We start from the raw sequence: 12,154 nt of genomic DNA, 5'->3' as shown, positions 1-12,154 counted from the left end.
CCTATGTTGTGTTAAGTGTTGGCAGATATCTGGACCCCGCCCTAGCGGTCTAGAATTTGAACCCCGGACCTTCTCCCTCCCCATATGAAGTCCGGGGTTTTTTTTGCCAGGCGAAAACTGCCTGGGGCGTCCCAGGCAGTTTTCGCTGCTTACTGGGCTTCTACCTCGGCCCCCTTGTCCGCCAGTTCCATCCAGCCTGCCAGCACTGTGTAGGCTTCTTCCAGGCCCATGCGCTTGGGGGCCGAGAACAGCTGAATCGTCACGAGATCGCCCCAGCCCTTGCGGATTTGCGACTGAACCTTGAGCAGCGTGTTCTTGGCTGCGCCATAGGTCAGCTTGTCCGCCTTGGTCAGCAGAATGTGCATTGGCATGCCGGCAGCCACGGCCCAGTCGAGCATCAGCAGGTCGAAATCGGTCATCGGATGGCGGATGTCCATCATCAGGATCAGACCTTTCAAACTCTCGCGTCCACCCAGGTAGGCCTCGAGGTGACGCTGCCAGTGTTGCTTGAGCGGGATCGGTACTTTTGCATAACCGTAGCCCGGCAGGTCGACCAGACGGCGTTCATCGTCTAGCTTGAAGAAATTCAACAGTTGCGTGCGCCCCGGGGTTTTCGAGGTGCGCGCCAGGCTGGCATGGGTCAGGGTGTTCAAGGCACTCGACTTGCCGGCGTTGGAGCGCCCGGCGAAGGCGACTTCGAAGCCCTCGTCATCCGGACATTGGTCGACTTTGGCGGCGCTGAGCATGAAGGTGGACTGTTGGCACAGACCGAGGATGGGATTCTTGAGTTGCATGGGATTTCCGATGTGGGCGGCGCCAGGAATGGGCGCGGCAAGCAGTGTCGCTTCCGTTTCAGTGACGCCAGTATATAATGCCGCAGATTTTGTGTGCGCTTTGTCCCGGCGTAGGATGAAGTTCACGAGAGCGACAGACCTTGATTGCGCACTAGAACGCAGCTCGCTCTCAACCCTGAAAAGGTCGTTTTATGACGAAATGGCTGCTAGTTGCCGGTGTCATGATGCCGCTTTACAGCGCTCAGGCTACACAGGATCCGGAAGCTGTGTACAACCGTGTTTGTGGTGCCTGTCATTCCGGCCAACTCCCCATGGCGCCGAAAAAAGGCGATCAGGAAGCTTGGACGCCGAGGTTGGCGAAAGGTATGGAGACGCTGGTGCAACACGTGACCCAGGGTTTCAAGGCGATGCCGCCGCGTGGTTTGTGCATGGACTGCAGTGCCGAGGATTACCAAGCCATCATCCTTTGGATGAGCGAGTAAACCCGGTCCATAACTCTTAACCCTTAGCCGTAGTTGGATTAGCTGATGAAGAAATTGATCGTGAGTCTGCTGTTGACCGTGGGCATCTCCGGCATGGCCCATGCTGCAGGTGAGGCAGTACAACCGGGTGATGCAAAAGCCGGTCAGGCCAAAGCCGCCGTATGTGGCGCCTGCCACGGCCCGGATGGCAACAGCATGGCGCCAAACTTTCCAAAACTGGCGGGTCAGGGTGAACGCTACCTGACCAAGCAATTGCACGACATCAAGTCGGGCAAGCGCACCGTTCTGGAAATGACCGGCCTGCTGACCAACCTGAGCGATCAGGACCTGGCGGACATCGCCGCCTACTTCGCCAGCCAGAAAGGCAGCGTCGGCGCCGCCGATCCGAAAGTCGTGGCTCGCGGTGAAGCACTGTTCCGCGGCGGCGACCTGGCCAAGGGCCTGCCATCGTGCACCGGTTGCCACTCGCCAAATGGTGCGGGCAACGCACCCGCCGGTTTCCCGCACCTGGGTGGCCAGCACGCTCAGTATATCGCCAAGCAACTGACCGATTTCCGCAAGGAAGAAGGCGGCCGCAACAACGACGGCGACACCAAGCCGATGCAGAGCATTGCCAAAAAGCTGAGCGACGAAGATATCGCCGCAGTGTCCAGTTACATTCAAGGCCTTCACTAAGGCCGGTGGATCGGGCGTTGAACGGGGTGCTTATTACCAGCAACGTTAACGCTCGATTAATCCGTCCCGGGAAGTATAAAAAGGGTGGCTTTGGCCGCCCTTTTTTGTGGCCGCTGCCGTTACACTACAGAACTCAAGCCCGCCAGGATCTGTCTGATGACAAGTCGCGCGAGGCGAAAAATTTGTCCAGGAGTAAAGCATGCGTAATCTGATCATCAGCGCCTTTTTTGCCGCTGCCAGCCTGTTCGGCATGACTGCCCAGGCCGCTGAAGCCCCCGCCGCACCCTATGTCGAACTGAGCAATCCGGTTCCGGTCGCCGTGCCTGGCAAGATCGAAGTGGTCGAGCTGTTCTGGTACGGCTGCCCGCATTGCTACGCCTTCGAACCTGTGATCAATCCGTGGGTCGAGAAACTGCCGACGGATGTGAATTTCGTACGCATTCCAGCCATGTTCGGTGGCCCGTGGGATGCTCACGGTCAGATGTTCCTGACTCTTGAAGCCATGGGTGTCGAGCACAACGTTCACGCCGCGGTGTTCAACGCAATTCAGAAAGAACACAAGAAACTGACCGACAAGGATGACATGGCCGACTTCCTCGCTACCCAAGGCGTGGACAAGGACAAGTTCCTCGCAACGTTCGACTCTTTCGCTATCAAGGGGCAGATCGTCAAGGCGCGTGAGCTGGCCAAGAAGTATGAAATCACCGGCGTTCCAACCATGATCGTCAACGGCAAATACCGCTTTGACGTAGGCTCTGCCGGCGGTGCGGAACAGGCCCTGCAACTGGCCGACAAACTGATCGACAAAGAGCGAGCAGCTAACAAGGCTGCCGCCAACTAAGGGCAGTCACTGCCATGCGCCGATGGGGTACTGAACGCATCGTTGGCCTGCATGATCCACGGGTCAACGAGCATCATCTGGAGTCCTCGGGCTTGCCCGAAGACAGCCGTCTGCGCTTGCTCAGTTTCAATATCCAGGTCGGTATCAGTACCGAGCGCTATCGGCATTACCTGACCCGGGGCTGGCAGCATCTGCTGCCGCACACCGGGCGTGCCGACAATCTGCAGAAAATCGGCAATCTGCTGGGCGACTTCGATCTGGTCGCCTTGCAGGAGGCCGATGGCGGTAGTCTGCGATCAGGCTACGTCAATCAGGTTGAACACCTGGCCCAACTCGGCGCCTTTCCCTACTGGTATCAACAACTCAATCGCAATCTCGGTCGCCTGGCCCAGCACAGCAATGGCGTGCTCAGCCGATTGCGCCCGTGGGCCATTGAAGATCATCCCTTGCCAGGACCAAAGGGTCGCGGAGCCATTCTGGTACGGTTCGGCGAAGGCCCGGAAGCGCTGGTGGTGGTCATGATGCACCTGGCGCTGGGCGCCCGGGCGCGCAGCCTGCAGCTGGCCTACATCCGCGACCTGATTGGCGACTACAAGCACCAGGTACTGATGGGCGACATGAACACCCATGCCAATGACCTGCTGCAAAACTCCGCGCTGCGCGATCTCGGTCTGCTCGCGCCGCAACTGGAAGCGACGTTCCCCAGCTGGCGCCCACAGCGCTGCCTGGACCATATCCTGCTGAGCCCGAGCCTGACCCTGGAAAAGGTCGAGGTGCTGGCACAGCCCATTTCCGATCACCTGCCGGTCGCGGTAGAGATTCGTCTGCCGGGTTCGCTCACGGTCGATGCATTGCCCGCGTTGAGTCCTGCCCCTCGCGGATCCCATGAATGAGCGACGAAGCACAGCGCTGGAAAGAAAAATACCTGAAAAGCATCGAACAGCAGGAAAAGCTCGAACGTCGCTGGGATGCGCGGCTCGACTTGCTGCGTCGTGGACTGGTGCGCAGCACCCTGGCGGCGGAAGGTACTGACCGTGTTGTTGACCAATGCATGAAGGAGATGCGCGAGGTCGTGCGTACCGACGACATGGACGCCGGCCTGGCCGCACTGATTCCACGCCTGGAAAAAGCGGTGCTCGACTCGGAGCAGCGTCGGGAAATCCGGGTCAACCAGACCAGTGCCGCCCTGACTGCGCTGGTCACTCAGCTGCAAACATTGCCGCTGCCACGGGATGTGAGCCGGCCACTCAAGAGCTTCGCCAAGCGCCTGGATGCGCGGGTCAGTCAGGCACGTGAGATACCCTTGTTGCTCAGCGAGCTGAGTGGCTTGCAAGGCAAGGCCCTGAGCCAGATGGAGGCCCCGACGGAGCCTGGTCGGCCGGGTTTGCTGCAGCGGTTGTTCGGTGGTCGTGAAGCGGAGGATACGGCGACTTCTCCTGCACCGACCGCCCTTGTAACCGAGAGCCCTGCGGCGAATATCGAGTTGACCCCGGTTGTCATTGAGTCGGCAATCTTCGAAGCTTCCGATGCTGAGCGAGTTGAGGACGAGCCGGTGCCGACCGAGCCGGCAGCCGTGGCAATTGCACCTCCGGCTGCGGAGCCTCAACCAGCCAGTGCAGTCGTGGCAGAAATCGAACCGGCCGAAAAATCGACCCCGGAAACCGTCACGGCACCGCCTGAGCCGGAAGCCAACCCTGATGAACTGACCGCGCAAGTATCGCCGGATAGCTTGCCCTTGCCTCCGATTCCGCCGGAGGACGTGGTCGCCGCCCATCAGGCGCAATCCGGGCACGACATTCACTACGCACTCCCGGATTCCCCCGAGCCCTCCTACAGCTCGGTGGCCAGTCACATCGAAGACACGCTGCTGGGGCTGCTTGAAGACCTGACATTGCCCGAACGTCATCGCCCGCAAGCCGAATCCATGCGCGATCGTCTGAAAAACGGTCTGAACTGGTACGAATTGCTGCCGATTCTCGACGACTTTGCCACGTTGATGCTGGCCATTACCGACAGCGGTCAGCACGAGTTCGAAGCCTACCTGCAACGACTCAACGAGCGCCTCGAATCGTTCCAGAGCAACTTGCAGGCTGCCACTGCAGGACACGCCGACAACCGTTCGGCGGCGCGGCAAATGGACACGCAGATCCGTGAACAGGTCGATGGCCTGCAAAGCAGCATGCAGGAAGCCGCGGACCTGGAAGATCTCAAGCACGTCCTGGAAAACCATCTCGAAGGTTTGCTGGGCACCATGGACCAGCACCAGAAACAGCGCGATGAACGCGAGCAAGAGGTCGCTGCACGCCTGCACAGCCTGGCCGAACGGGTCGCCCATATGGAGCAGGAGGCTCAGGGTTATCGCGAGCACCTTGAAGAGCAACGTCAGAAGGCATTGGTCGACCCGTTGACCGGCCTGCCCAACCGCGCGGCCTGGAGCGAGCGCCTGGATCATGAAGTCAAACAATGGCAGCAACATGGCAACACGCTGATGCTGGCCATGCTCGATCTAGATCATTTCAAGCGCATCAACGATAACTACGGGCACCTGGCCGGTGACAAAGTGCTGAAAATCATTGCCAGCGTGTTGCGCAAGCGCCTGCGCGGATCGGATTTCATTGCCCGGTTTGGCGGTGAAGAGTTTGTGCTGTTAATGCCATCCACGGTGCCTGCGGCGGGGCTGAAGCTGCTGGAAAGCTTGCGTGCCTCAATTGAGGCCTGCCCGTTCCACTTCAAGGGAGAGCCGGTGACCATCACTGTGTCTATCGGAATGACGGCGTTCAGGCCGGGCGAGTACAGCGATCAAGTGCTTAAAAGAGCCGATCAGGCGCTGTATCGCGCAAAAAATGCTGGCCGCAACCGGGTGGAACCAGGCTGACGATCATTTGTTCCATTTTGTTTAATTCGATGCGATTGCCGTCAGCTCGCAAGGCATTACGTTACACTGTTGCATTATTTTTGTGTGTACTGCCTTTCGCCATGAAATATTTTGCTCTGATCGTGTCACTGCTTCTGCTGGCCGGCTGTGCCAGCGGCCCCCGTTTCGACACCAGCCACCCTTCGGCCAATTACGACAGCCGCGTGCAATTTGTAGTGTTGCATTACACCAATGCCTCGCTGGAGCGTTCGTTGCAACTGCTGACTCATGGTGAAGTCAGCAGCCATTACCTGATTGGTGATGACAAGGGCGCCACCATCTACAAGCTGATGGATGAAAACCTGCGGGCCTGGCACGCCGGGGAGAGCGAGTGGAATGGCCGGACCTGGCTGAATTCCAGTTCCATCGGTATCGAAATCGTCAACCCGGGCTTCAAGGACACTCCAACCGGGCGCGTGTGGTATCCCTTCACCGAAGATCAGGTCCAGTCGTTGATCGTGTTGCTCAAGGACATCAGCAAACGCCATGGCATAAGGCCTCGTGACATTATCGGCCATAGCGATATTGCGCCATTGCGCAAGCTGGACCCGGGGCCGCTGTTCCCCTGGAAGCGTCTGGCCGCCGAAGGCCTGGGTATCTGGCCGAACGAACAGTCGGTGGCGCGCCAGCAAATGCAGTTCGCCGAACAGTTGCCAAGCATCAGCTGGTTTCAGGCGCAATTGGCCCGCCTGGGTTATGCCTCGCCACAAACTGGTGAACTCGATGTCGCAACACGGCATGTGATAGCGGCATTCCAGATGCATTTTCGCCCGGCGCGCTTCGATGGCACTCCAGATGCACAAACTGCAGCGCTACTATTGGTGCTGAATCAGACAAAATAATGACGCCCGCCCGACGGTCAGGGCTTTTTCCCAATCAGCAGCTATAACTCATTGGTAATACTTCGGATATTGCACAATGCCTGCTGCTCGAGAGACCTTCCTTGGTTGGCTCCATCGCCCCTGGTTCCTGGGGCTGATGTCGGCTGTCTTGAGCGCAACGTTATTGATGGCTGGCAGCCTGTTCGTCGCCATACACCAGGTCGAGCAAAACGAAAGCGAAGAAATGAATGCTCAGGGCGAGCGCTTCCTCGCCCGTCTGGAACAGCTCTTCGGGCAACTGCGTGAAAGCCTTGACGACCTTGAAGCGCAACCGTTGCGCGGCTGCGATGCTGAAATGATCGCGACCTTGCAACAGCTTACGTTCAATTATCGCTTCGTCTACGAAGCTGCCTACATGGACTCCTCGCGAATCTGCTCCAATCGACCTCGCCAGGAAGGGCTGTCGCTGATTCGATCGCCAGACATCAAGGGCCCGACTTACAGCTATTGGCTCAACACCACCACCGAACCCGATGAAAACCGCGCCGCGTTGATGCTCGGGCGCGGGAATTTCCGGGTCGCGACCTCTCGCGGGCATTTGACCGATATGGTCGACCTGTCTCCGGGCAGTAGCCTGCTGGTTGTCCTGGACCATGGTGCGCGCGCGATTCCGGTGTTGGGAGCTACTCAGATCTGGCCGCCGGTCGAGTCCTGGCCACCAAAAAACCGTGATGCGCTGCAGATCACCCAGACACGCCTGATATACCGCATGCCCACCGACAACCCGGAGTATCAATTGGTGTTGATCAGCCCGCGTAGCGGTATGCACATCCCGGCTGTCTGGTGGTGGCTGCTGCCGGCCAGCCTTGCGCTGGGCATATGCGTTGGGTTCCTGGTGTTTCTGCTGGTGCGCCAGCGGCAGTCGCTGGACGCCGAACTGACCGGCGCGATTCGCCGAGGTGAGTTGCAGGTGCTGTATCAACCGATCTTCGACCTCGATAGCCGCAACTGTGTCGGGGCTGAAGCGCTGCTGCGCTGGCGCAGGCCGGACGGTACCTTGACCAGTCCCGATCTGTTCATTCCGATGGCGGAGAATACCGGGCAGATTCGCCAGATGACGGACTTCGTCCTGCAACGTCTGCTCGAGCAACTCGGCCAGTTGCTGCGTGCCAACCCGCATCTGTATATCTCGGTCAATCTCGCTGCGTGTGATGTGATGGTTCCGCGGATCGGCCAGGTGATGGCGAGGTTGCTGACCCTGCACCGCGTCGCTGCTCGGCAAATTGCTTTTGAGGTCACCGAGCGCGGGCTGGTCGATGTGGTGGTGGCCCGGGAAAACCTGCAGTCCTTGCGGGATGTCGGGCACCAGGTGTTGATCGATGACTTTGGCACCGGCTATTGCAGCCTCGCCTATTTGCAAACCCTGCCGGTGGATTGCCTGAAAATCGACAAGGCGTTCATTGATGCATTGGGCCATGACGCTGCCAGCAGCGGTGTGGCTCCGCACATCATTCATATGGCCCAGTCGCTGCACCTGAAGGTGATTGCCGAGGGCATTGAGCATGAGGCCCAGGCCGAGTTCCTGAGCAGTGAAGGCGTGAAGTTCGGCCAGGGCTGGCTGTTCGCCCACGCGTTGAGCGCGGTTCAGTTCATTGAATTGATAACCCGGGGGCGACGCCTGGCTGGCCGGCGGCTGGATGACGAAGCGTGAATGCGACCTAAACGGTCAGTGCCATGTAGAACTGGGTACCCTGCCCCGGCCGTGAATAAACGCCCATCCGCCCGCCATGCAATTGCACGATTTCCTTGCACAAGGCCAGGCCGAGCCCGGCCCCGCCCTTCTTGCGTCCGACCTGCACGAACGGCTCGAAGATCCGCCCCTGTTGACCGTAGGCAATGCCTTCGCCGTTGTCCTCCACACTGATGATGACCCGGTCGCCGTGGCGCCGGGCCTGCAGGCGTATCCGCCCGCCGGAGCCAGTATGACGCAAGGCGTTGTCGAGCAGATTGTCGAGTACCCGGTCCAGCTGTGGCTGGTCGGCCTGCAACCGCGGCAAAGGCCCCTGCACTTCCACCTGCAGACTGATTTCCTTCTCTTCGGCCGATGTGGCAAAGCGTGACTGAGCCTGCTCCAGCAATGCTTCGATGGAACACGGCGCCAGGGTGAGTTTCTGCAAGCCGTTCTGGTAACGGGAGAAATTCAGCAGGTCATTGATCAACTGCATCAGCCGCTGCATTTCTTCATTCACGGTATCGAGCAGGTCGGCTTCCCGGGAGTCCGCGGCAAAGTGCGTGCGCTCACGGAACAATCCGAAGGCCATGTGCATGCCGGTGACCGGAGTACGCAATTCATGGGAGGCGCGCAGTACAAATTCGCTGCGAACCCGTTCGAAGGCACGCTGTTCCGTGACGTCATGCAGCACCATCACAGCGCCGAGAATATGGTCCTGGGTATGGCTGACCGGGGTCAGGCTATAGGTCAGCAATCGCGACTCGCCGTCGACGTCGATACTCAAGTCTTCCGGTGCCCGCTCCAGCGTGCCGCCACGCAGCACCAGTTGCAGTTGCTCATCGAGTTCGGGGCGCTCCAGCGCCGTGCCCAGTCCTTGACCCAGTCGATCGGACTCCCAGCCCAGTTGACGCTGGGCTACGGGGTTAAGGTGTTCCAGGTGACCCTGGCGGTCGATCATCAGCAGTCCGTCGTCGATGCTGTCGAGCACGGCCTGCAAACGCTGCTGACCGGCCAGCAACTCATCGACGTTGGTGGCCTGATGTTCACGCAGCGCCTGGGCCATGATCCCGAAGCGCCGGGTCAGCTGGTTCAGCTCCACCGCCGAAGAGATCGGCAGGGTGACATCGAAATTGCCCTGGCCGATATTGTCCGCCGCCTTGGCCAAGGCCTCGATGGGCTCGCCGAAACGCCGGGCCATGGCCTGCGCAGTCACGAAGCCGATGATCAGCACCGCCAGCCCCACCAGGCCAAGTAACCCGGCAATCAGCAGTGCCTGCTCCCGGGCTTGGCGCTCGGTATCGTTGATGTTATCCAGCGCGCGCTTGTGCTCGGCGATCAGGCCATTGCGCAGTGCGTTGAATTTATCTGTGAGGTCGCCTTGGCTGCTGAGCACATTCGAGGTGTCCGGGGATGCTTCATAAGCCTGGATAAAGCGCTCGTAATCGGCCTTGGCTTTTCTGAAACCGTATTCGCTTCCTGATTCTGCCGGTTCCTGGGCAATGCCTTGTTCGAGCAGTTCGAAGTAATGCTGCTTCGAGGCCGCGAAGGCCGCAGAGTCGGGTTTCTCGCTCAGCATGATGATTAACTGGTCACCCAGGGTCTGACGCAGCTTGAGCCCCAGGTCCAGGGTGATGAAGTTACTGCGGATCAGAGCTTCCTGACTGCCGGCCATCTGCATCACGCTGACCAGCCCGAGCGAGAGCCCGAGCAAGGCGACGGTGATCAGGGCGGAGATGCTCAGGAAAAGCCGGGTCCGCAATTTCATCGCCAGTTTCATCGGCTATTGCTCACAAGTTGTACTGCTTGCGTTTGCGGTACAGCGTCGAGGCGTCGATGCCCAGGGTTTTGGCCGCTTGGTCCAGCGTGTCGGCGGTGGCGAGGATCGCGCCGATATGGGCCTTTTCCAGCTCATCCAGGCTCAAAGCCGCGCCGATGCGAGGTGCATTGTTGACCGGGGGGTCGGCCATGCCCAGATGACTGATCTCGACCCGCTCCTGAGGACAGATGATGCTCGCCCGCTCGATCACGTTGCGCAGCTCACGGATGTTGCCCGGCCAGCGATAGCTCAGCAGCGCTTCCCGAGCCTCGTCGCTGAAGGCGCGCGCGGGACGGGCGTACTCCTTGACGAAGCGCGCCAGGAGACGCTCGGCCAGGTTGAGAATATCTTCGCGGCGTTCGCGTAGCGGCGGCAGGTGCAAGGTAATGACATTCAGGCGATAGAGCAGGTCTTCGCGGAAGCGACCGTCGCGGACCATGTCCTCAAGGTTGAGGTTGGTCGCCGCAAGGATGCGCACATCGGCACGTCGGGTCACGGGATCACCGACGCGCTCATATTCTTTGTCCTGAATAAAACGCAGCAATTTTGGCTGTAATGTCAGGGGAAAGTCGCCGATTTCGTCGAGAAACAGCGTCCCGCCGTCAGCCTGGTTGACTCGGCCCAGGGTGCTTTCGCTGGCGCCGGTGAAGGCGCCGCGACTGTGGCCGAAGAGTTCGCTTTCCATGAGTTCGGCACTCAGCGACGGGCAGTTGATCGTGACGCAGGATTTCTTCGCGCGTTTGCTCCAGCCGTGAATGGCTTGGGACAGTTCGCCCTTGCCGGTACCGGATTCACCAAGAATCAGGATATTGGCATCGGTCGTGGCAACCTGGCGGGCGGTTTCGAGTACCACTTTCATGGCCGGGCTGTGGGAGTCCAGGCCATCCATGGGCTTGCGCACTTCACCTTCCAGGGCTTCCAGTCGCGCCGACAGTTGCCGCACTTCCAGTTGCTTGGCGGTTGCCAGGCGCAATTGATCGGGGCTGCACGGTTTGACCAGATAGTCGGCGGCACCGGCCTGAATCGCATCCACCGCCGTGTCGACGGCCGAGTGCGCAGTGACGATCACCACCCGCATCCAGGGCGCCTGGATACGCATCTGGGCCAACACATCGAGGCCGTTGTCTTCACCCAGGCGCAAATCGAGGAAGCACAGGTCGAAGACCTGTCGCTGCAACAGGGTATCTGCCTGCGCGGCGCTGGTAGCGGTGGCCACGCTGTAGCCTTCGTCTTCAAGGCAATAACGGAAGGTACGCAGGATAGCGGACTCATCATCCACCAGCAGAATGCGGCCTTGATGCTCAGTGGCTGATTCCATTTTCCTGCGCTCCTTAATGAATGATCTTTATTTAGGCTCGGAAAAATCGGGCAAGTTGCATGATTGATTCTGAGCCAATGCTGTCATGGCAGAGTAGCTTTCATCCGATGAATCGGTTAGCTACCTGGTTATGCGGGTCTTTTAGTAGATGCCGGTTACTGGAGAGTGGGCAGCCTGTATTTCTGACATCCGCTCCCTTCTCTCAATTCAAAAAATTTACACCTTCCCTTCATGCGAGTCGTGCAATACGCACGACTGCCCCCGTGGCATCGTGCAGGATGCGCGCGAAGTGATTTCTTTGGTGGTCATAAGATATTGAAATAAAAGGGAATTATTTCGAGTAAAAGCTGGCATGCGGGCTGCAATTGTCTGGTTAACCAGGGCATTGAAAAAACAAACGCCCGCTATCGAATACCGACCCGAGTGGTAGGAGCTCCAGGATGAACCGTCAACGTGCCGCCCACCTGCGCCTGTCGCCTGTGCATATCCTGCAAGGACTGTTTGCTGTTCTGGTGCTGTTGATCACCCTGATCGGCGGCCAGCAGTTTCTGCGCTGGGAGCAGAGTCAGCAGCTGGAGGCGCCGTTCCTGTCGACTCCGCATCCGGCCCAACACCATTTCAGTGCTGTCAGCAGCGGTCAGGCCGATAGCCCACCGATGCGAATGATGGATGTCGACCAGGCCGGGCCTGTGGGTGAGATGCGTCATCAAGAGCGTTGGGTGTTCTAGGCAAAACTTCCGCCGCACCCGATGTGCCGGGAA

Annotated in this window: 11 protein-coding genes; 8 read left to right on the top strand and 3 right to left on the bottom strand. The window is 59.3% G+C overall.

All coding sequences use genetic code 11. The features are described from left to right. Window positions 1-149: 149 nt before the first annotated feature. Window positions 150-794 (bottom strand): ribosome biogenesis GTP-binding protein YihA/YsxC, encoded by a 645-nt coding sequence (yihA, locus tag CAF65_RS09390; RefSeq protein WP_085716045.1) that lies wholly within the window; start codon window positions 792-794, stop codon window positions 150-152. 191 nt (window positions 795-985) lie between these two features. Between yihA and CAF65_RS09385 the strand changes: the two genes are divergently transcribed. The 7 genes from CAF65_RS09385 (at window position 986) to CAF65_RS09350 (ending at window position 8,238) form a co-directional block, all read left to right on the top strand. After that, window positions 986-1,276 carry a cytochrome c5 family protein gene (locus CAF65_RS09385; RefSeq protein WP_085716044.1) on the top strand — a complete coding sequence of 97 codons (291 nt, stop codon included), beginning with the start codon at window positions 986-988 and terminating at the stop codon, window positions 1,274-1,276. 45 nt (window positions 1,277-1,321) lie between these two features. Next, entirely contained in the window at window positions 1,322-1,951 is a 630-nt protein-coding gene (locus CAF65_RS09380) for a cytochrome c (RefSeq protein ID WP_008018457.1), read from the top strand. 199 nt (window positions 1,952-2,150) lie between these two features. Continuing rightward, window positions 2,151-2,792, top strand: a complete 642-nt coding sequence (locus CAF65_RS09370) for a thiol:disulfide interchange protein DsbA/DsbL (RefSeq protein WP_085716042.1) — start codon at window positions 2,151-2,153, stop codon at window positions 2,790-2,792. 14 nt (window positions 2,793-2,806) lie between these two features. Further along, window positions 2,807-3,685 (top strand): endonuclease/exonuclease/phosphatase family protein, encoded by an 879-nt coding sequence (locus tag CAF65_RS09365; protein WP_085716041.1) that lies wholly within the window; start codon window positions 2,807-2,809, stop codon window positions 3,683-3,685. Further along, window positions 3,682-5,667: a GGDEF domain-containing protein gene (locus CAF65_RS09360; protein WP_085716040.1), complete on the top strand. Its 1,986-nt coding sequence runs from the start codon at window positions 3,682-3,684 to the stop codon at window positions 5,665-5,667. Before CAF65_RS09365 ends, CAF65_RS09360 begins: the two co-directional genes overlap by 4 nt. A gap of 101 nt (window positions 5,668-5,768) precedes the next feature. After that, window positions 5,769-6,548, top strand: a complete 780-nt coding sequence (locus CAF65_RS09355) for an N-acetylmuramoyl-L-alanine amidase (protein ID WP_085716039.1) — start codon at window positions 5,769-5,771, stop codon at window positions 6,546-6,548. Between the two features lie 76 nt (window positions 6,549-6,624). Further along, window positions 6,625-8,238 (top strand): EAL domain-containing protein, encoded by a 1,614-nt coding sequence (locus CAF65_RS09350; RefSeq protein WP_085716038.1) that lies wholly within the window; start codon window positions 6,625-6,627, stop codon window positions 8,236-8,238. Window positions 8,239-8,245: 7 nt separating this feature from the next. Here CAF65_RS09350 and CAF65_RS09345 read toward each other — a convergent pair whose 3' ends face one another. Both CAF65_RS09345 and algB read right to left on the bottom strand, forming a co-directional pair. Then, complete coding sequence (locus CAF65_RS09345; RefSeq protein ID WP_085716037.1) at window positions 8,246-10,036, bottom strand: ATP-binding protein; 1,791 nt, start codon at window positions 10,034-10,036, stop codon at window positions 8,246-8,248. A gap of 10 nt (window positions 10,037-10,046) precedes the next feature. Next, window positions 10,047-11,393 carry a sigma-54-dependent response regulator transcription factor AlgB gene (gene algB, locus CAF65_RS09340; RefSeq protein ID WP_085716036.1) on the bottom strand — a complete coding sequence of 449 codons (1,347 nt, stop codon included), beginning with the start codon at window positions 11,391-11,393 and terminating at the stop codon, window positions 10,047-10,049. A 440-nt stretch (window positions 11,394-11,833) separates the two neighbouring features. On the opposite strand from algB, the gene CAF65_RS09335 reads away from it, so the two are divergent. Beyond that, window positions 11,834-12,121 carry a hypothetical protein gene (locus CAF65_RS09335; RefSeq protein ID WP_085716035.1) on the top strand — a complete coding sequence of 96 codons (288 nt, stop codon included), beginning with the start codon at window positions 11,834-11,836 and terminating at the stop codon, window positions 12,119-12,121. Window positions 12,122-12,154: the final 33 nt, after the last annotated feature.

It is taken from the genome of Pseudomonas sp. B28(2017) (genome assembly GCF_002113025.1).
Classification (GTDB): Bacteria; Pseudomonadota; Gammaproteobacteria; order Pseudomonadales; family Pseudomonadaceae; genus Aquipseudomonas.
The sequence above is the reverse complement of the archived record's forward strand: the minus strand, read 5'-3'. Positions and strand labels throughout refer to the sequence as shown.

What these genes read in the sequence shown, in the direction of transcription:
- yihA (WP_085716045.1), bottom strand. Translation starts at nt 794, where the DNA reads ATGCAACTCAAGAATCCCATCCTCGGTCTGTGCCAACAGTCCACCTTC.
- CAF65_RS09385 (WP_085716044.1), top strand. Translation starts at nt 986, where the DNA reads ATGACGAAATGGCTGCTAGTTGCCGGTGTCATGATGCCGCTTTACAGC.
- CAF65_RS09380 (WP_008018457.1), top strand. Translation starts at nt 1,322, where the DNA reads ATGAAGAAATTGATCGTGAGTCTGCTGTTGACCGTGGGCATCTCCGGC.
- CAF65_RS09370 (WP_085716042.1), top strand. Translation starts at nt 2,151, where the DNA reads ATGCGTAATCTGATCATCAGCGCCTTTTTTGCCGCTGCCAGCCTGTTC.
- CAF65_RS09365 (WP_085716041.1), top strand. Translation starts at nt 2,807, where the DNA reads ATGCGCCGATGGGGTACTGAACGCATCGTTGGCCTGCATGATCCACGG.
- CAF65_RS09360 (WP_085716040.1), top strand. Translation starts at nt 3,682, where the DNA reads ATGAGCGACGAAGCACAGCGCTGGAAAGAAAAATACCTGAAAAGCATC.
- CAF65_RS09355 (WP_085716039.1), top strand. Translation starts at nt 5,769, where the DNA reads ATGAAATATTTTGCTCTGATCGTGTCACTGCTTCTGCTGGCCGGCTGT.
- CAF65_RS09350 (WP_085716038.1), top strand. Translation starts at nt 6,625, where the DNA reads ATGCCTGCTGCTCGAGAGACCTTCCTTGGTTGGCTCCATCGCCCCTGG.
- CAF65_RS09345 (WP_085716037.1), bottom strand. Translation starts at nt 10,036, where the DNA reads ATGAAACTGGCGATGAAATTGCGGACCCGGCTTTTCCTGAGCATCTCC.
- algB (WP_085716036.1), bottom strand. Translation starts at nt 11,393, where the DNA reads ATGGAATCAGCCACTGAGCATCAAGGCCGCATTCTGCTGGTGGATGAT.
- CAF65_RS09335 (WP_085716035.1), top strand. Translation starts at nt 11,834, where the DNA reads ATGAACCGTCAACGTGCCGCCCACCTGCGCCTGTCGCCTGTGCATATC.